The 22,673-nt window shown below is 70.3% G+C and carries 21 protein-coding genes and 2 tRNA genes; 13 read left to right on the top strand and 10 right to left on the bottom strand.

What is annotated here, in order from left to right; translation table 11 throughout:
- Positions 1–364: 364 nt before the first annotated feature.
- The gene (locus U9R90_RS33060; RefSeq protein ID WP_411060794.1) at positions 365–775 is read left to right on the top strand and encodes a hypothetical protein; all 411 of its coding nucleotides are present in this window, start codon (positions 365–367) and stop codon (positions 773–775) included.
- Between the two features lie 318 nt (positions 776–1,093).
- Positions 1,094–1,435: a hypothetical protein gene (locus U9R90_RS33055; RefSeq protein WP_411060792.1), complete on the top strand. Its 342-nt coding sequence runs from the start codon at positions 1,094–1,096 to the stop codon at positions 1,433–1,435.
- A 14-nt stretch (positions 1,436–1,449) separates the two neighbouring features.
- Here U9R90_RS33055 and U9R90_RS33050 read toward each other — a convergent pair whose 3' ends face one another.
- On the bottom strand, positions 1,450–4,278 hold the full coding sequence (locus U9R90_RS33050; protein ID WP_411060790.1) for a hypothetical protein: 2,829 nt from the start codon (positions 4,276–4,278) through the stop codon (positions 1,450–1,452).
- 329 nt (positions 4,279–4,607) lie between these two features.
- On the opposite strand from U9R90_RS33050, the gene U9R90_RS33045 reads away from it, so the two are divergent.
- Entirely contained in the window at positions 4,608–5,198 is a 591-nt protein-coding gene (locus U9R90_RS33045) for a bifunctional DNA primase/polymerase (protein WP_411060789.1), read from the top strand.
- Positions 5,189–5,262: transfer RNA gene (locus U9R90_RS33040), tRNA-Lys, on the top strand. Before U9R90_RS33045 ends, U9R90_RS33040 begins: the two co-directional genes overlap by 10 nt.
- Before the next feature lie 60 nt (positions 5,263–5,322).
- Here U9R90_RS33040 and U9R90_RS33035 read toward each other — a convergent pair.
- Positions 5,323–6,576 carry a M6 family metalloprotease domain-containing protein gene (locus tag U9R90_RS33035; RefSeq protein ID WP_411060787.1) on the bottom strand — a complete coding sequence of 418 codons (1,254 nt, stop codon included), beginning with the start codon at positions 6,574–6,576 and terminating at the stop codon, positions 5,323–5,325.
- A 366-nt stretch (positions 6,577–6,942) separates the two neighbouring features.
- Between U9R90_RS33035 and U9R90_RS33030 the strand changes: the two genes are divergently transcribed.
- Positions 6,943–8,913 carry a putative bifunctional diguanylate cyclase/phosphodiesterase gene (locus U9R90_RS33030; RefSeq protein ID WP_411060785.1) on the top strand — a complete coding sequence of 657 codons (1,971 nt, stop codon included), beginning with the start codon at positions 6,943–6,945 and terminating at the stop codon, positions 8,911–8,913.
- Here U9R90_RS33030 and U9R90_RS33025 read toward each other — a convergent pair.
- From U9R90_RS33025 to U9R90_RS33015, 3 genes are all read right to left on the bottom strand, one after another.
- Positions 8,826–9,983, bottom strand: coding sequence for an LLM class flavin-dependent oxidoreductase (locus tag U9R90_RS33025; RefSeq protein ID WP_411060784.1), 1,158 nt, complete (start codon positions 9,981–9,983; stop codon positions 8,826–8,828). The genes U9R90_RS33030 and U9R90_RS33025 overlap by 88 nt on opposite strands.
- A 108-nt stretch (positions 9,984–10,091) precedes the next feature.
- Positions 10,092–10,826, bottom strand: a complete 735-nt coding sequence (locus U9R90_RS33020; RefSeq protein ID WP_411060783.1) for a decarboxylase — start codon at positions 10,824–10,826, stop codon at positions 10,092–10,094.
- A 21-nt stretch (positions 10,827–10,847) separates the two neighbouring features.
- On the bottom strand, positions 10,848–11,699 hold the full coding sequence (locus U9R90_RS33015; RefSeq protein ID WP_411060781.1) for a decarboxylase: 852 nt from the start codon (positions 11,697–11,699) through the stop codon (positions 10,848–10,850).
- Between the two features lie 256 nt (positions 11,700–11,955).
- Between U9R90_RS33015 and U9R90_RS33010 the strand changes: the two genes are divergently transcribed.
- Both U9R90_RS33010 and U9R90_RS33005 read left to right on the top strand, forming a co-directional pair.
- Positions 11,956–12,900, top strand: coding sequence for a D-2-hydroxyacid dehydrogenase (locus tag U9R90_RS33010; RefSeq protein ID WP_411060779.1), 945 nt, complete (start codon positions 11,956–11,958; stop codon positions 12,898–12,900).
- A gap of 134 nt (positions 12,901–13,034) precedes the next feature.
- On the top strand, positions 13,035–14,447 hold the full coding sequence (locus U9R90_RS33005; RefSeq protein WP_411060777.1) for an amidase: 1,413 nt from the start codon (positions 13,035–13,037) through the stop codon (positions 14,445–14,447).
- Here U9R90_RS33005 and U9R90_RS33000 read toward each other — a convergent pair.
- Positions 14,434–14,922, bottom strand: a complete 489-nt coding sequence (locus U9R90_RS33000) for a DUF3830 family protein (protein ID WP_411060776.1) — start codon at positions 14,920–14,922, stop codon at positions 14,434–14,436. The two genes, U9R90_RS33005 and U9R90_RS33000, sit on opposite strands and share 14 nt — an antisense overlap.
- 96 nt (positions 14,923–15,018) lie before the next feature.
- On the opposite strand from U9R90_RS33000, the gene ehuB reads away from it, so the two are divergent.
- The 5 genes from ehuB (at position 15,019) to U9R90_RS32975 (ending at position 19,066) form a co-directional block, all read left to right on the top strand.
- Positions 15,019–15,921 (top strand): ectoine/hydroxyectoine ABC transporter substrate-binding protein EhuB, encoded by a 903-nt coding sequence (gene ehuB / locus U9R90_RS32995; RefSeq protein ID WP_411060775.1) that lies wholly within the window; start codon positions 15,019–15,021, stop codon positions 15,919–15,921.
- On the top strand, positions 15,921–16,658 hold the full coding sequence (ehuC, locus tag U9R90_RS32990) for an ectoine/hydroxyectoine ABC transporter permease subunit EhuC (RefSeq protein ID WP_411060774.1): 738 nt from the start codon (positions 15,921–15,923) through the stop codon (positions 16,656–16,658). The genes ehuB and ehuC overlap by 1 nt, the downstream gene beginning before the upstream one ends.
- Positions 16,655–17,302, top strand: coding sequence for an ectoine/hydroxyectoine ABC transporter permease subunit EhuD (gene ehuD, locus U9R90_RS32985; RefSeq protein ID WP_411060773.1), 648 nt, complete (start codon positions 16,655–16,657; stop codon positions 17,300–17,302). The genes ehuC and ehuD overlap by 4 nt, the downstream gene beginning before the upstream one ends.
- Positions 17,292–18,107 carry an ectoine/hydroxyectoine ABC transporter ATP-binding protein EhuA gene (gene ehuA, locus U9R90_RS32980; protein WP_411060771.1) on the top strand — a complete coding sequence of 272 codons (816 nt, stop codon included), beginning with the start codon at positions 17,292–17,294 and terminating at the stop codon, positions 18,105–18,107. The genes ehuD and ehuA overlap by 11 nt, the downstream gene beginning before the upstream one ends.
- 200 nt (positions 18,108–18,307) lie before the next feature.
- Positions 18,308–19,066, top strand: coding sequence for an IclR family transcriptional regulator (locus U9R90_RS32975; protein WP_411060769.1), 759 nt, complete (start codon positions 18,308–18,310; stop codon positions 19,064–19,066).
- 68 nt (positions 19,067–19,134) lie between these two features.
- On the opposite strand, the gene U9R90_RS32970 is transcribed toward U9R90_RS32975, so the two are convergent.
- The gene (locus U9R90_RS32970; protein WP_411060768.1) at positions 19,135–19,659 is read right to left on the bottom strand and encodes a hypothetical protein; all 525 of its coding nucleotides are present in this window, start codon (positions 19,657–19,659) and stop codon (positions 19,135–19,137) included.
- Positions 19,660–19,849: 190 nt separating this feature from the next.
- Between U9R90_RS32970 and U9R90_RS32965 the strand changes: the two genes are divergently transcribed.
- Positions 19,850–20,749 carry a CHRD domain-containing protein gene (locus tag U9R90_RS32965; RefSeq protein ID WP_411060766.1) on the top strand — a complete coding sequence of 300 codons (900 nt, stop codon included), beginning with the start codon at positions 19,850–19,852 and terminating at the stop codon, positions 20,747–20,749.
- A gap of 190 nt (positions 20,750–20,939) precedes the next feature.
- On the opposite strand, the gene U9R90_RS32960 is transcribed toward U9R90_RS32965, so the two are convergent.
- The 3 genes from U9R90_RS32960 to U9R90_RS32950 form a co-directional block, all read right to left on the bottom strand.
- A tRNA-Lys gene (locus U9R90_RS32960) sits at positions 20,940–21,013 on the bottom strand.
- Positions 21,014–21,187: 174 nt separating this feature from the next.
- Positions 21,188–21,787: a lytic polysaccharide monooxygenase gene (locus U9R90_RS32955; RefSeq protein ID WP_411060764.1), complete on the bottom strand. Its 600-nt coding sequence runs from the start codon at positions 21,785–21,787 to the stop codon at positions 21,188–21,190.
- Between the two features lie 170 nt (positions 21,788–21,957).
- A partial coding sequence (locus U9R90_RS32950) for an SPFH domain-containing protein (RefSeq protein WP_411060762.1) occupies positions 21,958–22,673 on the bottom strand: 716 nt, incomplete at its 5' end.

Here is a 22,673-nt window from a genome sequence, read left to right as displayed (position 1 = left end):
GGCCCGTGGGCCGCCCCGGCTCCGACGGAGCATGAACGTACCGGCTGGGTCCGGGACGCTATGCGGAGTTTGGCTACAAACCGGAAATCTCACCCAGGTTCTGCCATGAACTGCCACTCAATGAGGCGGTGTAACGCCGTAGCTGTTGACGCGGTCCGGCGTTGGACCATGCGGAGAGGGGGCTACACCGCGTCCTCTCGAGCGAGGAGGGGTTCCCTTGTTGCAGGCCGGAACGGAGAACGGCGGCTCCCGGGCGACGCAGACGTCACCCCCGACACAGATCTCACCCCCGACCGCCTCGACCGCACAGCACTCATCGGCACAGCACCAACCCGCCCAGCACTCGACCGCACAGCACAAGCCCATGCAGGACCGTTCCGCCACGCACGCGCTGCCGGTCGCGGGCGACGAGCGCGCAGGCGACCTCGATGGCGAATGCGACCTGGTCACCGTCCCAGCCCGACAGGGGCTTGAGGCGGTGGACATCCTCCGGCGCGGCGCGGCACCGGCCGTCGGCCCCGTCCTGCACGACGGCAGCTGCGACACCCTCGGCTTTCTGGTACCCCCCGGCACCGCCGACGCCTGGGACCTGCCGGGCAGCGCCTGCACCCAGACCTTCGGCGGCGACCGCCCCCTCGCCCCCGCACCCCCGGTCGCCGGCACGGGCTGGCTCCTGCCGCCCACCGACACGGGACCCGTCACCGACCCGGCCGTACTGCGGGCGGCCCTCGGCGAGGCGGCGCGGATCATCGAGGCGGCGGACAGGTGCCGCTGAGAGCCTGTCTTTGAACCCCCGTCGTTCGCCCGAAGGGCGGGCGCAGCGCCCGCCGCGAGGGGGGCACCTCCCGCTCGAGCGAAGCCGAGAGTGGGGAAGGCTGTCGGATACGGCCGGTGCGTGCCATCGGCGTGCGGCGTCGCAGGTCATGTGCCGGAGCCACCTGTCCTGCGGCGCCGTGCGGCGAGGGTGCGTGCCGGGCGTCGGGACGCAGGCGGGGGTTCAAAGACAGGCTCTCAACAGGCATGAGGCGCCCCGCCAAGGCGTACTTGCGCGCTCCTGGACAATGGAAGCGCACTCGTACGAGGAGGAGAACCCATGGCGGAGCCCGAGCGGACCGAGCCGCGGCTGCGACCCGCACCGTTGCTCTTCGAGCCTGCGGAGGCGGCTGCCGACCCGGAGCACTTCTTCGACCTGGAGTCGATCGAGGACCCCCGGGAGCTGCTGGCCCGAGCCACCGAACTGACGCACGCCTTCCGGGCCGCCACCGACAGGTCCATGGAGTTCCAGGCGATCGCGGCGGCGCAGCTGGCCGACCCCCGGCGGTTCGACCGGCTGACACCCGCGGCGATCGCGGAGCGGGCGGAGTGGACCGAGGACTACGCGAAGCGGATGGTCGAGTTCGGCCGGGAGCTGCTGCGGGCGAACACCACGGACTGACGTCGCACTTTCGCTCAACTCCGCGGGTGCAGGGGACACTGCGGCTCGCGCGGTCCGGGGATGGTGCCCGCGGACGCTTGTGGCACGACCGCGGGCAGCCTCCACACCAGGCGGACGTCGCTGATCAGCTGACGCGCACTGTGGGGCGAGACACTCAGCTCCAGCCGGGCTTCGGCGAGAAACTGCGGATGCCCTTCCGTACCGCGGCCCGCGGCCCGCGCGCTTCGCTGGTCGAAACCGGGCGTGCTGAACACCTCAAGCAGGGTGAGACCGAAGTACGCGTACGCGGAGGCCTCGTCGATCAGCACGGCCGCGTCCTCGGGCATACCCCCAGAGCCGGATGAGGACAGCGTGGGACCGGCGGCGAACCGTTCGAGCGCGTGCGTGACGGCGTCGGCGCGGCAGGCGCAGGTGGACTGCAGCTGGTCCATCAGATCCCGGTAACGACCCAGTACGTCGGCGTTCCCAGGCGTCCACCTGTGCCTGCTCAGCAGCGTACGGAAGCCGGCGAGCGTGTCGCGCAGTTCCTCAAGAACGAGGAGGCGCGAAATATCGACCAGTTCGATGGAGTCGGTCCGCTCACGGATCTCCACGATGCGGCGCCCGTAGCGGACCAGGTCGCGGGGGATGCCCCCGGACAGGGCGTGCGCCAGCAGGACGTAGGGAGACGTTGCGGTGGCGCCCGGCGGGGTGAGTCCGGGAGCGCGCTTGCTGATGATGTCCCGTGACTCCTGGATGGTGCACGGCTGGACGTGCACCACGTCGTCCAGCGAGCTGTCGGTGGCGTCGCGGTGCGGAAGCCCACGGCGGATGAAGGCCGCACCGACGTCCTCGGCCACTGACACCAGGTAGAAGACGCGGCGCACGCCGAAGATCGCCTTGATCTCGTTGAGGAAGTCCCGCGCCTGGGCCTCGGTGCCCAGCCGGTCGAGTTCATCGATGGTGATCACCGTCCGATGACCCCGCACGGCGACTTCGTCGGCGACGTTGGCCAGCAGGTTCCGCACGGTGCTGACCAGCTCGGGGAAGGTCACCGGCGCCAGGGAGAGCGACGACGAGTGAGCGCTCCCGAGGCTGACGACCGGGGAGGCGCCGAGGTTGAGCCCGCCCGACGTGGCCTGGACTGTCTTGAGGCGGTACAGCAGATCGCCGCACAGAGTGACCAAGGGGGGTGCCGATGGCTTGGGCCGCCAGCGCGCCACGCGCCACAGCAGCCATCCGGCGATGAGGCCGACCAGCCGGTCGGGGTTGTGGTCGTCCAGGACGATCGCGGTCGCGTGCTCGTTCGCCCGCCAGGCCGCCACGAACCCGGCCACTCCGCACAGGGCGAGCGGCGTGAACAGCCGGGGCCCGAGCAGGTGCCGCGCTCCGGCCCAGGGCTCGAGACCGCGCCGTGCCCGACGGACCCGGGTCTCCTTCAGGAGATGTCCGCACGCCCACACAGACGCCGACAACACCAGCAGGGCGAACTCCCCCGGAACGAAGAGGCCCCGCGCCATCTCAGGCGCATGCCGCCGCACATCGGAATCGAGGCCGATACTGAGCAGCGATCCGCACACCAGCGCTATGGCCGCCAGAAGACAGAGGACCCTGGGCACGGCGCTCAGGCGGCTGCGCCAGCGCACGGACTTCCGGAGTGTCCACACCCCCAGGCCGACCAAGGTGATCAGAAGGCCGACACCGAGATTGTCGCCCTGCCAGACATCACGGGCCAGCTCGCCGCACCGGTCACCGACATCACCGGCCCACGACAGCACGGGCCCCCTGCGCTCGTGCCACACCGAGCGCACGGCGGCCCAGGAGCCCAGGACGACAAGCCCGGCACCGGGCACTCCGAAGGAGAGGCGGTACCTGGACCGGCTCAGGAAACCGCGCAGCCGACGGAACGAGCGGACGAAGCCCGACAGCCGGGTCAGGGACGGAACCTCGTACTTCAGGCTCCGCATGTACTCCTCGCAGATGGCGACGCACAGGGAGACGAGAAAGTCGTGCGGGGTGTACGTGGCCGGGACATGGGTCCGGACGGCGAAGTCGTCTTTCCTCACGGCCATGTCGAGCAGGGTGCTCTTACCGGCGCCGCGCGGACCGCACACCGCGACTGTGCCGCCGTCAAGGATGGCCAGCTTCCGCTCCAGCCGATGGGTCGCACTGTTGGACACCACATACCCGCGTCCGCCGGCGGCCCGCAGCCCGTCGTAGCTGTCGGGCAGGAAGACCGAATGGGGATCGTCTCCCAGCAGTGCGCTGATCACCTGGTGGACCACGGGCCCCGTGCCGTTCTCCGTGAGGTCGTGCTCCCATTTCCTCGCCTTGTCCCTGGCGTCCCACAAGTAGATCGGGAGCACGAGGAGGTACCCCACGATCATCACCTGGTTCTGCAGGTTCCGCAGCGACGCCGCCGCCTCGTAGATCCACCAGCCAACGACACCTCCCACGACGCACACCGGAGCAACGGTCACGAAGACGTAGCCATAACTCGAACTCAGGTTGAAGCGCACGAACAACCAGCCGACACACCCCACACAGGCCAGCCAACCGACCACCGTACGAAGGTCGAAGCCGACCTCGGAGAACGCCTGCGACAGAGCCGCCCTGACCCCCTGCACATCTCCGACCGCGTCCCGGTGACCAGCGTACGAACCCACGCACGGCTGCATGGCCCGCGCGGTGTTCTCCTCGGTGTCCATGGCGGCACGGACCGCGCCTGCCGTCACCGTGGGCCGCGCGTCAAGCCTCCGGACCACTCGATGATCATCGAGGCACGCCTCGACGGTTCTTTGGTAGACCCCTTCGTCCGCCGGGTCCTCCCAGCCCGCGAAGGACACACCAGCTCCCCCGGCCATCGCCGCCCCCCTCTGTCGCGCCGATGCAGCGGGAGTGTAGCCAAGCCAGCACCCTCAGGCAGGTGCTTCAATCCCACCGACGCGCACGCGCGCGACGACGGAAGGGGGCACGGCGGGGGGGTGCGCGGAGCGACGACAGTCGCCGCCGGGCGCCCTCGCCACCACGGGGTGGTCTGTCGCCGGGAGCACGTACCCCCCGGCGGGCCCCCGACCCACCCACCACGCACCGCACACGACGCGGCGGGCAAGGTACTCGCCCACACCCCGCCGCGTACGCGTTTCCCGTAACCCCGGGAAACTCCCCCCTCACCGACGGTAAACCTAGCCGCATGCACCCAGCCCCGGCTCCAGCCCCCTCCCCGGCCCCGACCCTGGTCACCCCGGACGGCCTGGCCTGGCTCGCCTCCGCGACGCCGTACCCGCGCAGCACGCTCGCGCTCTGGGACTCCCGTCCGACCGCGCCCGTCGTCCTGCCCTGCGGCTCCACGTTCGACGTGGTGAGCGTGCCCGCGGTCTTCGGGCGCGCGATGCTCGACCGGTTATGGGACGACGGTCCCGGTACGGGTCCGGTGGCCGCCCACCGCGGCCGGACCCTGCTGTTCGCCGCCCCCGGCACCGCCCAGCGGCTGCCGTCGCTCCTGGAGTGGGAGGAGTGGAGCCCCGAGGTACCGCTGCCGCTCTGCCATGGCACCGGCGACGCGGTGACGGTCCCGCCCCTGGTCACAGACCCGGACGCGGCATCCACCAGGCGTCTGGACTCCCGCTGGCTGGTCGCTCCCGACACCCGGCACCCGTGGCTGCCGGGGGCCGAGGCGCTGCTCTGGGCCGGGGTCAGGGCGGCTCGTGCCGCGGTACGGATATCGATTTTTCCCCGCCCGGATCAGGGTGCTAAGGTCTACGACGTCAGCAGGCGCCGCTAGCTCAGTTGGTTAGAGCAGCTGACTCTTAATCAGCGGGTCCGGGGTTCGAGTCCCTGGCGGCGCACAGACGACGAAAGGCCCCTCGCGAAAGCGAGGGGCCTTTCGTGTACCTCAGAGCAAGGCCCTACGTCGTGATCTTCACCGTCCAGGACCCCGAAGCCGTACGGTCCGCCACCTGCACCCGGACCCCCTCGCCCGGCACCGTGAAGCTCTCCCCCACCCGCACCGGCGCGTCCGCCAGCGGCGGATACACGGACCTGCCCCAGCAGGCCGCACTCTCCGGGTGGGCGTCCACCACCTCCACCGGACCGCCCCCGGACGCCTTCTCGCTGCGTACCCGGTAGATCAGCACGCCCTCGGTGCAGGTCGAGCGGTCGTTCCCGATGGCGCTGCGGGCCTCGATGGCGAGCGCGCTGCCCCTGCCGGTACGGACGACCGCCAGCCGGGTCCCCCCGGCGTGACCCCGCGTCGGCGGTGCGGCCAGCGGCTCCAGGGTGACCATGCTGTCGCCGGTGCCCTCGATACACGCCACCTGCCGCCCCTGAAGCCAGCCGAGCTTCCACTTGTGCCAGCCGAAGAAGTCCGGGGCCAGCCCGAACTGGCTGCCCATGAGGTCCCAGTCACCGACATGGGTGTCCCAGTCGCCCTTGCCGTCCACCGGGCGGTGGTACAGGTCGGGCAGGTCGAAGACATGCCCGGTCTCGTGGGCCAGCACGTTGCGGTCCGGGGGATGCCGCTCGAAGACCGTGACGATGCGCCGGATGTCCGTGCCGTCGGCGCGCATCGGCCGGTCGAAGTTGACCACCTTGGTCGCGTCCGAGTCGACACCGGGCGCGTCCGGGTCGGCCACCAGGTAGACGATGTCGTACTGCCCGAAGTCCACCGAAGGGTCGGCCGCCGCGATGGCGTCGCGCAGATAGGCGCTCCGTTTCGCGGGCGCCCAGTCGCGCTGTATCTCGTACGAGACCGAGTCGTCCGGCATCTCGATCCACCGCCGCAGCAGCTGCGGGTGCAGCGCGAACCTGCCGTACGAGGACCGCTGGAAGAACTGGCCGGTGGCCGGGAAGTAGTCGGCGGTCAGCTCGTCCGGGGTGGCACGCGGCGCCGAGTCCGGGAACGAGAGGAAGATCATCACCGCGTCCAGGCTCCGCTCAGGACGCGGGTAGTTGGCGTTCCAGGTGTCCAGGCCCTCCGAGTGGTGCACGGCCGTGCGCCGCAGGGCGCAGGGGTTCGCCACCGGCTCGGCGACGGCCGGACCCGCGACCAGTGAGGTGGCGGCCAGCGCGGCCATCGAGGTGAAGGCGGCCGCGATGCTGCGGGTGCGGGGGGACCACTCCCCTCCACGGGGGAGATCCCACGAGGGGAGCTGACGCTCCACGTCAACCTCCGGGTGCGGACTACGAGACCTCACCCACCCTGTGCGGGTTCGTTGATGTTTGCCCTCTTTAAATGCCCCAGTCGAGTGAGGGGGTGACGAGCGGGGCTGTCACGGAAAGTCACAAAGGAGGCCGCAACCGATCGGGCGGCGTTCACGCACACAACGAGCGCGGGCAGCACCGAGCAGAAACGATCGCTCGGCAGCCTCGGTCGACGGCAACCCCATCCGGCCCCTGTCCCTCCGGAGTGCCACGTCCCGTGGCGGAGCTGGATCGGCGCTCCAGCCAGCCTCTATGATCGGCACACTTTCCGGCCGGTCCACCCCGACCAGACCTGTTCGACAACAACTGCCCTGCGGGAGCAAGCGGTGAGCGGAACGTCCGAAGGGCCGACACCCACGGCAGCGCCGGCCTCCGATGCCGTCCGACCAGCCTTCACGGAGCGTCACGCTCCGCCTGCGGCCGGTCCCCCCGCGCCTGGTCCCCTCGCGCCCGGTCAGCCCACGCCCGGTCAGCCCCCGTCCGGTCACGCCGGCCCCGAGCCGCACGACTACCGCGCCGCCTTCCTCGCCTCCCACTTCGCCATGGCCGTCGTCGACCGGGAGGGCTTCGTCACCACCGCCAACGACGCGCTCGGCACCCTGCTCGGCGCCCCGCCCGCCGAGCTGGCCGGCCAGGTCGCGGCGGACCTGGTGGACCTGACCTCGGACGCCCGCACCTGGCACGCGTACCGCGAGGTGCTCCGCGGCCGACAGGCCAAGCTGCGCTGCTCGCGCCGGATCAAGCACCCCGACGGGCACTCCCTCTGGGCCCAGATCACCGTCTCACCGGTGCCGGGCGGCTCCGCCGTACTGCTCTCCGTCGCGGACATCAGCGCCCGCCGCGAACTCCAGGCACAGCTGCGCCATCTGCAGATGCACGACGCGGTGACCCGGCTGCCCAACCGCGCCCTGTTCTTCGAGCGGCTCACCGGCGCGCTCGAAGCGGCCGCGTACCACGGCACGGGCACCGGGCGGATCGGCCTGTGCTATCTCGACCTCGACGGGTTCAAGGCGGTCAACGACACCCTCGGACACCGCACCGGCGACCGGCTCCTGGCGGCCGTCGCCACCCGCCTCACGCACTGCGCCGACCAGGCGGGCTACGACCGCTGGGGCCCGCCGCACAGCGGCCCCGGCGCCGGTGCCCCGCTGGTGGCCCGGCTCGGCGGCGACGAGTTCGCGCTGCTGGTCGAGGACTCCACCGGCACCGAGCAGCTGTCCGACCTCGCCGAGTCCGTACTGAACGCCCTCCAGGAGCCCTTCGACCTGTCCGGGCACCGGCTCTCGCTCTCCGCCTCCATCGGCGTGGTGGAACGACTCGCCGCTGGCACCAGCGCGACCGGCCTGATGCAGGCCGCCGACACCACGCTGTACTGGGCGAAGGCGGACGGCAAGGCCCGCTGGACACTCTTCGACCCGGAGCGCAACGCCCACCGGATGACCCGTCAGGCCCTGTCGTCCACGCTGCGCCCGGCCGTCGAGCGGGGTGAGTTCACGCTGGAGTACCAGCCGCTGGTGGACATGGGGGACGGCGGGGTGCGCGGGGTCGAGGCGCTGGTGCGCTGGCATCACCCCCGGTTCGGGACTTTGACGCCGAATCGGTTCATCTCACTGGCCGAGGAGGACGGCTCGATCGTCCCGCTGGGCCGCTGGGTGCTGCGTACCGCCTGTCGGCAGGCCAGACGCTGGCAGCTGGAGCACCCGGACGCCCGGCCGCTGTTCGTCAGCGTCAATGTCGCGGTACGCCAGGTATGGGACTCCGACCTGGTCGCGGACGTGGCGGAGATCCTCGCCGAGACCGGGCTGCCGCCGCGGCTGCTGCAGCTGGAGCTCACCGAGTCCGCGGTGATGGGCTCGGCCGGACGCCCGCTGCAGGCGTTGCAGGCGCTCAGCGACATGGGGGTGTGCATCGCCATCGACGACTTCGGCACCGGCTACTCGAACCTCGCGTATCTGAGCCGGCTGCCGGTCTCCGTGCTCAAGCTGGACGGCTCGTTCGTCCGCGGCTTCCAATACGAGGACGGCGACGGCGACGCCGAGGGCGGTACGGACGGCGGTGCGCAGCCCAACCCCGCCGACCAGACCATCGTGGAGGCCCTGGTCCAGCTCGCGCACCGGCTCGGCCTGACCGTCACCGCGGAGTGCGTGGAGACGGCGGGTCAGGCCGACCGGCTGCGGCGGATCGGCTGCGACACGGGGCAGGGCTGGCTCTACTCGCGCGCGGTGCCGCCGGATCGTATCTCCACACTGCTCGGCTCGACGTCGTTCGGCTCGTCATCGGCCGTGGGCAACCCGTAGGCGTCGGCGATCAGTTCGTAGGAACGCAGCCGGGCCTCGCCACTGTGCGCGTTGGCCGTGATCATCAGTTCCGCCGCGCCGGTGCGCTTGTGCAGGTCGTCGAGGCCGGTGCGGACCTCGTCCGGGGTGCCGTGCACGACGTTGCCCAGCCAGCCGTCGACGAACTCCCGCTCCAGGTCGCTGAAGGCGTACGCCTCGGCCTCTTCGGGTGTCGGGATGAGCCCCGGCCGTCCGGTGCGCAGCCGCAGCATCGACAGGGCGCCGGTGAGCACCTGGCGGCGGGCCTCGCGGGCGTCGTCAGCGGCCAGCGCCGAGACGCCGATCAGGGCGTACGGCTCGTCGAGCACCGCCGACGGCCGGAAGGAGTCGCGGTACAGGTCGAGCGCGGGGACGGTGTTCTGCGCGGAGAAGTGGTGGGCGAAGGCGAACGGCAGCCCGAGCTGACCGGCAAGGCGGGCGCTGAAGCCGGAGGAGCCGAGCAGCCAGAGGGAGGGGCGGGCCGTCGACTGGACGCCACCGGGTGAGGTGGCCTGGACCGGGCCCGGCACCGCGTGGATACGGCCGTACCGGTGCCCCTCGGGGAAGTCGTCGTCCAGGAAGTGCGTCAGCTCGGCGAGCTGCTGCGGGAAGTCGTCGGCGCCTTCGTTCAGCCGGTCGGTCCTGCGCAGTGCGGCGGCCGTCGCACCGTCCGTGCCGGGGGCGCGCCCGAGGCCCAGGTCGATCCGGCCCGGCGCGAGCGCCTCCAGGGTGCCGAACTGTTCCGCGATGACCAGCGGGGCGTGGTTGGGGAGCATCACGCCACCGGAGCCGAGGCGGATGCGCCGGGTGTGGGCGGCCAGATGGGCCAGGATGACGGCGGGGGACGAGGAGGCCACACCGGGCATGGAGTGGTGCTCGGCGACCCAGTAGCGGTGAAAGCCACGCCGCTCGGCGAGCATGGCGATCTCCACGCTGGTCCGCAGCGCCTGCGTGGCGGTGCGGCCCGCGCCGACGGTGGCCAGGTCGAGTACGGACAGGGGGACCGGGGCGTCGCCCTGGGCCTCGCCGCGGATCGTCTGCTCGTCGCTCACCGGTGTGCCTCCTGGATACGTACGTACGTCACGATGCTCTGCGACCTACGAACAGGAGGCACACTCCGCTTATTCCCAGGCCCTGTCTGTTCCTGGCCCCGAAGCCCCCTACTTCACCTGGACAATCGGCTCCCTCGTGAAGAGCTGTCCGAGCGCCGGGCAGTTGGCGCGCCGGTCGGCCAGCCGCAGCGCCTCCCAGACCGTGACCTGGTTGGCCGTGAGCACCGGCTTGCCCAGTTCCGCCTCCAGGTCGCGGATGTACGCCGCCGTGTGCAGCGCCGTGTCCGGCAGCAGCACCGCCTGCGCGTCCGGATGGTCGCCGCCGCGCGCCAGGGCCAGCACCTCGTCCCTCCCCCAGGTGCCGACCTCGGCGGCCGTGATGATCCCGCTGCCGCGCATCCCGACCACCTCGGTGCCCGAGGCCTTGAGGAAGGCCGTGAAGTGCTCGGCCACGTCCTCGGGATAGGTCGCCGCGATCGACACGCGGGTCGCGCCCAGCTCCCGTACCGCGTGGGCGAAGGCGAAGGACGTACTGGAGGCCGGCATGCCCGCCGCCCTGGCCAGGTTCCGCACCTGTTCGTGCGCGCCCTCCCAGCCGAAGACGAAGCTCCCGCTGGTGCAGGCCCACACCACGGCATCGGCCCCGGCCAGCCGCAGCTCCTCCACCTTGGCCGCGAGCCGGCCGGCCGAACCCATCTCGAGCAACGCGTCGACCCGGTGGGCGTCCTCGCCGATGTCCGTGTGGATCAGCGCCAGCCGGATGTCGCTGTCGAGCAGCATCTCGATCCGCGGGTAGTCGTCCTCGGCCGAGTGGCCCGGGTAGAGGAATCCGAGTGCGGTCATCAGCGGCCTCCGTGCTCGTCGTTACTCGGTGCTCGGGTACTCGGGATACGCCGGCGGCTCCTGCAGCGGCGGCTCCTGTACCGGCTCCGGCAACGGCGGCTCCGGGATGGCAGGCCCGCGCAGAATCCGCCGCGCCGAGTCGTCGATCAGGGCCTGGTAGGGCCCCATCGCACTCGTACCCAGTCGGCGCAGCGCTGACCACATCGTGACCTGGTTGGCCGAGATGACCGGCACCCTGAGCTCGGCCTCCAGCTGGGGAATCGCGTCGTAGGTGGGCAGGTTGGTGCAGCTGATGAAGAGGGCGTCCACCTCCACGTCCTCGTGCACCGCGGTCCTGGCCATGGCGACCACGTCGTGGTACGGCACCTTCCAGATGTGCCGGGTCAGCCCGAGGCCCGTCCGGCTCACGACCGTGATGCCCGCCTCGCCGAGATAGTCCTCCAGGGCCTCGGTCACCGAGTCCGTATAGGGCGTGACCAGTGCGATCCGCTGCGCGCCCAGCTCGGTCAGCGCCTCCAGGAGCGCGCCCGACGTGGTCAGCGACGAGACCTCGGACGCGGCCTCCATGGCCGCACTCATGGTGCGCTCGCCGACCATGCCGTCCACGAAGCTGCCCGATGTGCAGGCGTAGGCGATGACTTCGGGCTCGGCCGCGTTCAGCGCCCGTACCGCGTCCCGCAGCGTCTCGTGCTCGCTGACCAGGCGCGCGAGGTCGAGGCTGACCTCCACGGGCACGAAGGGCGTACGGGTCAGATGCAGGGAGATCTCGTCGGGGACCCAGCGCCACAGCTCTCGATCGAGAGCGAAGTCAAAAGGGGCGACGACACCGATACCGCGTTGCGGGTGTGGACCACCCAGGAAAGAGACGTCCATGACAGGCCCCAGCAGGTTCAGCAGGTATGAAGGAGGGCCGGCCGGCGGCCGGAGGTGGTACGTGGATCCGGCACTCGCCGGGACGTCGGGACAGAAGAGCGAGCAGACGTCCTGAGACGTCTTCAGGGACTCGTGGAGTGCCCTTATTGACGAAGGTAGATTCAGGTGCCAGCGTGGTCAATCCGCACATCTCAGACGGCCCTGACTGATTCCTTCCAAGGGAAGCGGATACGCATTGCGAAACGGTTTCCCCACTGTGTCCGAGCCTACTCTTCTGGTACTCGACGCCGATCCTCCACCGCGGCTCGGCAGGCTCGCCGGGCGCGCCCGAGTCCTGCACGCCGACGCCTCCACCCTGGCCGAGCAGCTGCCGCTCGCGGATGTGCTGCTCGTGTGGGACTTCTCCTCGCAGGCGGTACGGCACGCCTGGCCCGGCCCGGGACCCCGGCCGCGCTGGGTGCACACCGCGAGCGCCGGCGCGGACCATCTGCTCTGCCCCGAGCTGGTCGCCTCCGACACAGTGGTGACCAATGCCAGAGGCATCTTCGACCGGCCCATCGCGGAGTACGTAGCCGGTCTGGTCCTCGCCTTCGCAAAGGATCTGCCGGGCAGCCTGGAGCTCCAGCGGGAGCGGCGCTGGAAGCACCGCGAGACCGAGCGCGTCGCGGGGACCCGGGCGTGTGTGGTCGGCTCGGGGCCGATCGGGCAGGCGATCGCCGCGACGCTCACGGCGCTTGGGGTGCACACGGCCGTCGTCGGGCGTACGGCGCGGGCGGGGGTGCACGGGCAGGACGATCTTGACCGGCTGCTCGCGGGGGCGGACTGGGTGGTGTCCGTGGCGCCGCTGACGTCGTCGACGCGCGGGATGTTCTCCGCGCGGCGGTTCGACCTGATGCGGCCGTCGGCGCGCTTCATCAATGTGGGGCGGGGGCAGCTGGTGGTGGAGGCGGATCTGGTGGACGCGTTGTCGCGGCGGTCGATCGCGGGGGCGGCGCTCGATGTCTTCGAGGAGGAGCCGCTGCCTTCGGACAGCCCGCTGTGGGGGGTGCCGGGGTTGTTGGTGTCCCCGCATATGAGCGGGGACACCGTGGGGTGGCGGGACGCTCTCGGGGAGCAGTTCGTGGAGTTCTTCGAGCTGTGGGCGGCGGGGAAGCCGCTGCCCAATGTGATCGACAAGTCGCGGGGGTATGTGCCGGGCTGAAAACTTTCAGCCCGGCCGGCGTTTGAGGCCACGCCCGGAGGGCGTTCGGGGTCTGGGGGCTTGCCCCCAGTTTCGGGAAGGGGCGGGGTGGGGGAGCTTCTTGGACGCGCGCCACCCAACCACCTGGAGGATCGATGACCGAGCTAGCCACCCTCACCGCGGTGCAGCTCATCGACGGGTACCGGAAGGGCGAGTTCAGCCCGGTGGACGCGGTCCGGGCCGCGCTCGCCCGGATCGAGGAGACCGAGCCGGTCGTCAACGCGTTCGTGCGCGTGGACGAGGAGCAGGCCCTGGAACAGGCCGAGGCCGCCGCCCGCCGCTGGCGCCGCGGCGAGCCGCAGGGCCTGGTCGACGGCGTACCCGTCACCGTCAAAGACATCCTGCTGCAGCGCGGCGGCCCCACCAGACGCGGCTCCCTCGCGACCCGTACCGAGGGCCCCTGGGACGAGGACGCCCCCTCCGTCGCGAGGCTGCGCGAACACGGCGCGGTGTTCCTCGGCAAGACCACCACACCCGAGTTCGGCTGGAAGGGCGTGACGGACAGCCCGCTGTCCGGGATCACCCGCAACCCGTACGACCCGGAGCGCACCGCGGGCGGCTCCAGCGGCGGCGCCGCCGCGGCCGTGGCGCTCGGCGCGGGGCCCGTGGCGCTCGGCACCGACGGCGGCGGCAGCGTCCGTATCCCCGGCTCGTTCTGCGGGATCTTCGCGCTGAAGCCGACGTACGGCCGGGTGCCGCTGTATCCCGCGAGCGCCTTCGGCACGCTGGCGCACGTGGGCCCGATGACCCGCGACGCGGCGGACGCGGCCCTGGTGATGGACGTGATCAGCGGCCCCGACCCGCGCGACTGGTCGGGCCTCGGCCCGGCAGCGGGCAGCTTCGGCGAGGACCTCACGGGCGGCGTACGCGGTCTGCGGGTCGCGTACTCGCCGACGCTCGGCGGCCAGGTGGCGGTGCAGCCCGCGGTCGCGGCCGCGGTGCGCGGCGCGGTGCAGAGGCTGGCCGACCTCGGCGCGTACGTCGAGGAGGCCGACCCCGACTTCAGCGAGCCGCTGGAGGCCTTCCACACCCTGTGGTTCAGCGGCGCGGCCCGCGTCGTGGAGCACTTCAGCGACGAGCAGCGGGCACTCCTGGACCCCGGCCTGCGGGAGATCTGCGCGCGCGGCGCCCGATACACGGCGCTGGACTACCTGGCCGCCGTGGACGTACGGATGGACCTGGGCCGCCGTATGGGCCGCTTCCACTCCACCTACGACCTCCTCGTCACCCCCACCCTGCCGATCACCGCGTTCGAGGCGGGGGTCGAGGTGCCGAAGGACTCCGGCCACCGCCGCTGGACGGGCTGGACCCCGTTCTCGTACCCCTTCAACATGACCCAGCAGCCCGCGGCGACCGTGCCGTGCGGGGTCGACGGGGACGGGCTCCCGATCGGCGTCCAGCTGGTGGCCGCCCGGCACGCGGACGCGCTCGTGCTGCGGGCGGCCCACGCGCTGTACGAGTCCGGGGCCGCCGATATCCCCCGTCCTGAACTGGCTAGGCCCGCCTGAAGTTGAGCGACTCGCCCAGCGCGCCCGCCCGCCACAGGTCGTGACAGGCCTCGGCCATCCGGTCGAGGCCGTCCACCACTTGGCCCCACACGATCCCCGGAACCCAGCCCACATCCGCGTTGATCAGCAGGTTGTTCCGCTCGTAGAACAACGCCAGGTCGACGACCGTGCCGCGCTGCTCGGTGCCGTATCCGTACGACTTGGTGCCCAACTCCGTACCGGAGAAGGTGAAGTAGCAGAGGTCGCCCGGGATGGGGGTGATGGTGGGGTTCTCCAGGGGAGGTTCCTCCGGGGCGAAGGCCGGGAAGAGTGCGTAGATCTCATTACGCGCGTACTTGGCGTGGTAGACGTCCGAGCCCAACGGCAGGGCGTCCCAGACCGCCTGACAGGTGATCGGCGCGCGGTCGTCGAGCAGCTTTGCCGTGCAGCTGACGCCCCGCTTGTCGAGGGAGACTTCGATGTGGCGATCGCTCATGCCCCCATGCTTCCCCCGCGGCCGGGCAGATCTCACTCCTATCACGGGCCGAAATCAAGCCGCATACCTCGCGCCGTCCCGGGTAGTCGCGCGCCCATGGCTCCACCACATGAGAACAACGAGGGATTCACAGGCAGGCCACTACGCCGCCGCTCCCTGCTCGCGGGTGCAGCGGCGCTGGGTGCGCTCGGCGCTGCGGGATGCAGCAGGGTACCGGACGTGGGCGAAATCGAAGGAGGAAGCCTGCTCGACCGACTCCGCGACAGGGGAACCGTCAGGGTCGGCATCGCCAGCGAGCCTCCTTTCGGGTACGTCGACGAGGACGGTATCGCCACGGGGGAGGCGCCGGAGATCGCACGAGTCATCTTCAAGTCCCTCGGCGTGGACAACATCCGAGCCATTCCGACGGAGTTCGGCGCTCTCATCCCCGGACTGAAGGCGCAGCAGTTCGACGTCGTGTCGGCGGGTATGTACATCAACCCCACCCGCTGCGCGCAGGTGCTGTTCTCCGACCCCGACTACCTGATGCTCGACTCCTTCATCGTGAAGAAGGGCAATCCGCACGGGATCAAGAGCTATGAGGACATCGCCAAGAAGGGGCTCAAGCTCGCCAGCGGCACCGCGTACGCCGAGATCGACTACGCCAAGGACGCGGGCGTGAAGGACATCCTGATCCTGCCCGACCAGGTGGCCGGTCTCGACGCCGTACGGCAGGGCCGCGTCGACGCCTTCGCGGGCACCAACATCACGGTCCAGGGCGTCGTCAAGGGCAACAACCAGGTCGAGGCCACCGAGGCCTTCCAGCCGGAGCTGGGCGGCGAACCCGCGTACGGCGCGGGCGGCTTCGCCTTCCGGCAGTCCGAGAAGAACCTGCGCGACGCGTTCAACAGGGAGCTGCACAAGCTCAAGGACAGCGGCCAGCTGCTGCGGATCGTCCAGCCCTTCGGGTTCACCAAGGACGAGATGACTGACCTGACCGCAGAGGAGCTGTGCGGCTGATGATGACATCGGAGTTCTTCACTACCTGGTTCCTGCCGGGCGTCTGGGTGACGGTGCAGGTCACCTTGCTGAGCTCGGCACTGGCGTTCCTGGTCGCGTTCCCCGTCGGCATCCTGCGCAAGTCCCAGTTCTGGGTGGTGCGGTTCCTGTCCGGAACCTACTTCGAGATCTTCCGCGGCACGTCCGCGCTGATCCTGATGTTCTGGTTCGCCTTCGCGCTGCCCCTGATGTTCGGCTGGCAGTTCGTGTCGCCGATGATCGCGGGCATCGTGGCGCTGGGGCTCACCTACGGCGCGTACGGCTCGGAGATCGTACGAGGCGCGCTGGCGGCCGTGGCCCCCGCGCAGCGTGAGGCGGGCATCGCGCTCAGCTTCACCCGGATGCAGCGGCTGCGCCGCATCGAGCTCCCGCAGGCCTGGCCGGAGATGATCCCGGCCTTCAACAACCTGCTGATCGAGCTGCTCAAGGGCACGGCACTGGTCTCGCTGATCACCGTGGCCGACATGACCTTCGCGGGCAACCTGCTGCGGCTCGCCACGAATGAGAGCGCGCCGATGTACACGCTGCTGCTCGTCCTGTACTTCGTCTTCGCGTTCCTCCTCACCCGCGGGATGCGGCTGCTGGAGCGGCACGCCAAGGCCAGGATCGGCCAGCCGACCGCGAAGGTGGGGCTGCTGAGCGGTCTGCGCTCCAAGCCCACCACCGACGTCATCACCGGTACCGGAGGTGTCAAGTGAACTGGGACTGGGACGTCGTCGACGAGTTCATGCCGCTGTTCTGGGACGGCCTGCTCGTCACGCTCCAGGCACTGGCCTGGGGCACGCTGATCGCCTTCAGCCTGGGGCTCGTCTGGGCCATCGCGCAGCGGTCGCCGCAGAAGTGGATCAGCTGGCCGGTGACCGCGTTCACCGAGTTCATCCGGAACACCCCGCTGCTGGTGCAGCTGTTCTTCCTGTTCTACGTGGTTCCGGAGTGGGGTCCGTCGATGTCCCCGCTGACCACGGGCATCGTGGGCCTCGGCCTGCACTACTCGACGTACACCGCCGAGGTCTACCGCGCGGGCATCGACGCCGTGCCGGTCGGCCAGTGGGAGGCGTCCACCGCGCTCAGCCTGCCGCGCGGCCACACCTGGCGGGCGATCATCCTGCCGCAGGCCATCCGCCGGGTGATCCCGGCGCTGGGCAACTACGTGGTGGCGATGCTGAAGGACTCCCCGATGATCATGGCGATCGGGGCGCTGGACATGCTCGGCGAGGCCAAGGGCTTCAGCAACGCCACCTTCACCATGGAGGCGTACACGATCGTCGGCCTCGCCTTCCTTGTCATCGCCTACCCAGCTTCCCTCTCCCTCCGAGCCCTGGAGCGTCGTCTTGTCCGCTGACAGCAGCACCCCGAACGAGTCCACCACCCCGGCGGCCGACGGCAACGAACTGATCCGGTTCGACAAGGTGGTCAAGCGCTTCGGCGACCACGTCGTCCTGGACCAGCTCGACTTCTCCGTGGACAAGGGCAAGCACGTCACCCTGATCGGCCCCTCCGGATCGGGCAAGACCACGATCCTGCGGCTGCTGATGACCCTGGTGAAGCCCGAGGAGGGCACCATCAAGGTCGGCGGCCAGTACCTCACCCACGAGGAGAAGGACGGCAAGCTCGCCCCGGCCAGTGAGAAGCACGTCAGAGAGGTGCGCAAGAACATCGGCATGGTGTTCCAGCAGTTCAACCTCTTCCCGAACATGAAGGTGCTGCGGAACATCACCGAGGCGCCGGTCCATGTGCTCGGCCTGTCCAAGGACGAGGCCGACCAGCGCGCCCGCGAGCTGCTCGAACTCGTCGGTCTGACCGAGCACATCGACAAGTACCCGACGCAGCTCTCCGGTGGTCAGCAGCAGCGCGTGGCCATCGCGCGGGCGCTGGCCATGCGGCCGCAGGTGCTCCTCCTGGACGAGGTCACCTCCGCGCTCGACCCGGAGCTGGTCGCGGGGGTCCTGGACGTACTCCGGGACATCGCGCACACCACGGACATCACGATGCTCTGTGTGACCCACGAGATGAACTTCGCCCGCGACATCTCGGACCAGGTGCTGATGTTCGACTCGGGCCGGGTACTCGAATCGGGCACTCCGGAGAAGATCTTCGGAGAGCCGGACCACCAGCGCACCCGGGACTTCCTGAGCGCAGTTCTCTGAGTACGGACGGTAACGTCCGAGCTCGGGGCGCCATAGTGTGACTGTGGCATATGCCAGGGTGGCGCGTTCCAGCTTACGCGGCATGCGTGAGACGGGGAACGCGTCACCAATCTGGTCAACACCCCCCACAGAAGGCCCCTTTGGCGGCTATCGTGGTACGGAGCCCAGCTGTCCGGAACCGGTCCATGCAGGGGGATAACGTGGCGCTGAAACCAGAGCCGACCGCATCGAACCACTCGGTGCAACACGCCCTCCGCGTGCTCGAAACCGTGGCACGGCACAGCACCGGCGTGACTGATGTCCAGATCGCCCGCGAGGCGCGGCTGCCCGCACGACACCTGACCCCGCTGCTGCTCATGCTGCGCCGCGAGGGGTACGTCCAGCAGGTCGCCGACGGGGCCTACGTCACGGGCGAAGCGCTGACCCGGCTCGGCTCCGCGGCCGGACGCGAGCAGGCGATCCGGCAGCAGGTCCAGCAGACCCTGGACGGGCTGCGCGACACGGTCGGCGCGGCGGTCTACGTCAGCCGGTACATCGACGGCGAAGTCAAGATCACCCAGTACGCGGACGGCCCACGCGCCCCCAAGGTGAACGAGTGGGTGGACTTCCGCTCCGCGGCCCACGCCAGCGCGGTCGGCAAGAGCCTGCTCACCCAGCTCGACATGAACGGCCGCCGCGACCACCTCTCCCGCCACAGGCCCGCCCGGCTCACCTCCCGGACGATCACCGACGAGCGGCTGCTGTTCCGCAAGCTGGACGCCCAGCCGCCGTCGGTGCCCATGCTCGACCTGCAGGAGTACGCGGTGGGCACGGTCTGCGCGGCCGTCCCGATCACCGCGGGCGCCATGGTCGGCTGCCTCGCCCTGTCGCTGCCGGTCGAGCACGCCCACCGGCTGCGCGCGGCGGCGGACAGGCTGAACCGGGGTGCGGCGCCGGTACTGCTCTCGCTGGCGATCTGAACCGGCCGCGGGAGTCCGGGCTCACGGGAGTCCGGGCTCGCGGGGATCCGGGCCAGCGGGAGTCCGGGCTATTTGATCAGCTTTCCGTCGGGTGCCACGACGAACCACTCCTCGTCCAGCCCCTGGCCGTTGATGTCACCCGGCGCGGCGTCACCGACGTAGTAGTACAGGGGCCAGTCCCCGTACACCGCCTGGACGATGCCCTCGCCCTGCTCGCTCTGGCGGAGCAGGTCGCCGTCCGCTCCTGACCCCGCGCCGACCTTCGACGGGCTGATCAGCGCGGGCCACACCGCGATGCAGTCGGCGTCGCAGTTGCTCGCGCCGTCCTTGTCCTTGGTGAATCCGTACAGCGTCCGCCCTGCCTGGTCGGCCAGGATGGGGCCGAAGTTCGACTTCACCACCTGCACCTCGATCTCCGGGGCGTCGGGCTGGGCAGCCGGGCCGCCGCCCTCCGCGGCGGGCGCCTCCGCGCCGGGCCTCTCCGCGGCCGTCTGTGAGGGCCGGGGCGCGGCCGTGTCGGCCGACCCGCCTCCCCCACACGCGGCCAGGACCAGCGCCAGCGGTGCGGCGAGCAGGGTGATGCGTACGCGCATGATGGTCGTCCTCGTCCTCCGTCGCGGGATGTCTCCAGAGGGATACGCACAACTCCCTCTCCGCGACTCAGCGTTGAGGCAAACACCTCAAAGACGGGGGTCCGCTGAGTAATCCGTCGCCCGCTCCCGTGGATGTGGGTACGGCCGCCGGGTGCGGCCGGACATCCATGGCTGGTGAAAGGACGGACACATGCGAAGGCGTTTTCTGGGCCTGTCGGCCACGGCACTCGCGCTGGGCCTGCTGGGGGCCGCGGGGGCGGCCCCCGCCACGGCGACCCCACCGTCCAAGGGGGGCGCGACCTCCCTGGTCGCCGCCCTCACAGGCGCTCAGGAGGTGCCCGGAACCGACGGCGCCGCCGTCGGGGACCCCGACGGAAAGGCCGTCGCACAGGTCAAGGTCAAGGGGAGCCGGGTCGTGTTCTCCCTGCAGTGGCACGGCATCAAGCCCCCGTCCGCGGCCCATATCCACCTCGGCGGCAAGGGCGAGAACGGGGACGTCAAGGTGCCGCTGTTCACGTCGGCGATGCCCAAGACGGTACGGGCCGCCGCGGGCCAGACCACACTGGAGGACGCCCAGCTGGCGAAGGCACTCACCAGCGAGCCCGGGGCGTTCTACGTGAACCTGCACACCAAGGAGTTCCCCGGCGGGGCGGTCCGCGGCCAGCTGCACCGCTCCGCCCAGCACATCAATCCGCTCGCCATCATCAAGGCGGGCAAGCTGCGCGCGCTGGCCAGCGGCTTCCAGGAGTTCAGCGAGGACGGCCGCCCGCTGGTGGGCGACCTGGACGGGTTCGGCGTCAACTTCATCCAGCCGCGGCACGGCAAGGTGCACTACTCGCTGGCCTGGCTGAACATCGGCGCCCCGGCCGCCGCCCATGTCCACGAGGGCAAGATCGGCGTCAACGGCAAGGTGCGGTTCCCGCTGTTCACCGAACCCATACCCAAGAACGTCTTCGCGGTCTCAGGCGTCGTGGGGAAGCTGGACCCGGCGGGCCTGAAACACATCGCGGCCAACTCCGAGAACTTCTACTTCAACCTGCACAACAAGGAGTTCCCCGATGGCGCCATCCGGGGCCAGCTGCTGCGCTGAGCACACGGCCGGGCACCGGCTGAGCACCGGCTCGGCACACGAAAGGCCCCTCGCTCTCGCGAGGGGCCTTTCGCCGTCTGTGCGCCGCCAGGGACTCGAACCCCGGACCCGCTGATTAAGAGTCAGCTGCGTCTGTGCGCCGCCAGGGACTCGAACCCCGGACCCGCTGATTAAGAGTCAGCTGCGTCTGTGCGCCGCCAGGGACTCGAACCCCGGACCCGCTGATTAAGAGTCAGCTGCTCTAACCAACTGAGCTAGCGGCGCCTGCTGACCCCGCTGATTAAGAGTCAGCTGCTCTAACCAACTGAGCTAGCGGCGCCTGCTGACCCCGCTGATTAAGAGTCAGCTGCTCTAACCAACTGAGCTAGCGGCGCCTGCTGACCCGTAAATCGTACCTGGTCCCACGGGGTGCTTCTGACCACCGGCCGGCGCTCGGCGTCAGTAGCGCACGTCCGAGCAGGCGTAGAAGGCGTTCGCGGTGTCCGCGATCGTCCACACCGCGAGGATGATGTGGCGCCCCGACTTCTGTGTCGGGATCGTGCCCTGGTGCGCCACCTGGTACGGCGGCCGCTGACCTCCGTACGGCACGGTCATGAACGGCTGCGACTCCAGTGAGGCCCTGGTCAGGGGCGCGTTCTGGTTCCAGCCGTCCTTGGTGATGTAGTACCGGAAGTCGGTCGTCGCGTGGGCGGCGGTGAGCGTCCAGTGGAAGGTGTAGCCCTGGCCGCCGGTGACGTTGGTGGCGGGCCACTCGCCGCCGCTGGGGGTCCTGGGTGCGTCGAGTTCGCCGAAGCGGGTGTTGGCGCCGGAGCAGATCCGGCCGTCGGCGGGGCCCGCGCCGGGGAAGCCCTTGGGGCCCTCGACGCTCTGAGGCTCCCACTGGATGCCACCGCAACCGGTGACGGTGCCGTTGGCGCAGTGCTTCTGGCGGCTGAGGGGGGAGTCGGTGTAGCCGTGGCTGCTGGCGCTGCCGGTGGCGAGTGCGGAGATGCCTATGACGGCCGCGCCGAACAGGGCGGCGCCTACCTTCGTTCGCATGCTGATGCTCCTGGTGCTCCTGGAGTGGAGGTGGGGGATTCCGTGAGCACGTGCGGCGATGCGGTCTAGACCAAGTCCCAGATTATTGATGAGAGTTGAACATGTCCAGACCAATAGTCGACCGAATTCCGTCGGCCATCGGTGATCTGTCCCCGGCTATCGGCATCCCGTCACCGGTCTCCTCCGTGGCCCGTATAGAACGCCACCGTCAGATCCTTCACCAGCGCCTTGCGCTCGTAGTCGTCGAGGTCGACCAGACCGCGCCCGGTCAGCCGGGTCACCGTGTCCTCCACTGAGTCGACCAACTGGGTGAGCACGGTGTCCCGGTGCCGGGCGTCCAGGGCCGCGACCCGGCGATGCCGCATCAGCTGGGCCACCTCGGGGGCGTACTCGATACGGGTCGGCTGCACCGAGAACACCTCGATACCCGCGGGCTGTACGTCCGCCGCGAGCATCCGGGTCAGCGCGTCGCCGACCGCCTCCGCGTCGCGCAGGGTCGGCCCGTCCCCGTGGAAGGCGTCGGCCGGGAGCTGCGAGAGCACCCGGGCCATCGCCGCCTCGACGCACCGGCGCAGATACGCCTGGTGGTCCCCGACCGCGAACGTGGCGCGCGCGGTGTCCTCGATCCGCCACACGACAAGGAGCGTGACCTGGAGCTCCGCGCCGTTCGCGTCCATCGCGGGCAGCGGGTCGCTGCGCCAGTGCCGCAGCCGCACATCGAGTCGGCGGCGCTTGAGCAGCGGGTTGATCCAGACAAGGCCGGTGCGCCGGACGCTCCCCCGGTACCGCCCGAACAGCGAGAGCACCCAGGCCCGGCCGACCCGCCCGCGCCCCAGACCGCCGAACGCGAACAGCGCCACCGCCCCCGACCCGGCGAGCACCGCCC

The sequence above is a fragment of the Streptomyces sp. E11-3 genome, assembly GCF_046540415.1.
Taxonomy (GTDB): domain Bacteria; phylum Actinomycetota; class Actinomycetes; order Streptomycetales; family Streptomycetaceae; genus Streptomyces.
Note: the sequence above shows the minus strand (reverse complement) of the source record. Positions and strands in the feature narration are given on the sequence as shown.

What these genes read in the sequence shown, in the direction of transcription:
- ehuB (WP_411060775.1), top strand. Translation starts at nt 15,019, where the DNA reads ATGGCTCCACCACATGAGAACAACGAGGGATTCACAGGCAGGCCACTA.
- U9R90_RS33050 (WP_411060790.1), bottom strand. Translation starts at nt 4,278, where the DNA reads ATGGCCGGGGGAGCTGGTGTGTCCTTCGCGGGCTGGGAGGACCCGGCG.
- U9R90_RS32965 (WP_411060766.1), top strand. Translation starts at nt 19,850, where the DNA reads ATGCGAAGGCGTTTTCTGGGCCTGTCGGCCACGGCACTCGCGCTGGGC.
- U9R90_RS33055 (WP_411060792.1), top strand. Translation starts at nt 1,094, where the DNA reads ATGGCGGAGCCCGAGCGGACCGAGCCGCGGCTGCGACCCGCACCGTTG.
- U9R90_RS32955 (WP_411060764.1), bottom strand. Translation starts at nt 21,787, where the DNA reads ATGCGAACGAAGGTAGGCGCCGCCCTGTTCGGCGCGGCCGTCATAGGC.
- U9R90_RS33060 (WP_411060794.1), top strand. Translation starts at nt 365, where the DNA reads ATGCAGGACCGTTCCGCCACGCACGCGCTGCCGGTCGCGGGCGACGAG.
- U9R90_RS33005 (WP_411060777.1), top strand. Translation starts at nt 13,035, where the DNA reads ATGACCGAGCTAGCCACCCTCACCGCGGTGCAGCTCATCGACGGGTAC.
- U9R90_RS33045 (WP_411060789.1), top strand. Translation starts at nt 4,608, where the DNA reads ATGCACCCAGCCCCGGCTCCAGCCCCCTCCCCGGCCCCGACCCTGGTC.
- U9R90_RS33020 (WP_411060783.1), bottom strand. Translation starts at nt 10,826, where the DNA reads ATGACCGCACTCGGATTCCTCTACCCGGGCCACTCGGCCGAGGACGAC.
- U9R90_RS33015 (WP_411060781.1), bottom strand. Translation starts at nt 11,699, where the DNA reads ATGGACGTCTCTTTCCTGGGTGGTCCACACCCGCAACGCGGTATCGGT.
- U9R90_RS33000 (WP_411060776.1), bottom strand. Translation starts at nt 14,922, where the DNA reads ATGAGCGATCGCCACATCGAAGTCTCCCTCGACAAGCGGGGCGTCAGC.
- ehuC (WP_411060774.1), top strand. Translation starts at nt 15,921, where the DNA reads ATGATGACATCGGAGTTCTTCACTACCTGGTTCCTGCCGGGCGTCTGG.
- U9R90_RS32970 (WP_411060768.1), bottom strand. Translation starts at nt 19,659, where the DNA reads ATGCGCGTACGCATCACCCTGCTCGCCGCACCGCTGGCGCTGGTCCTG.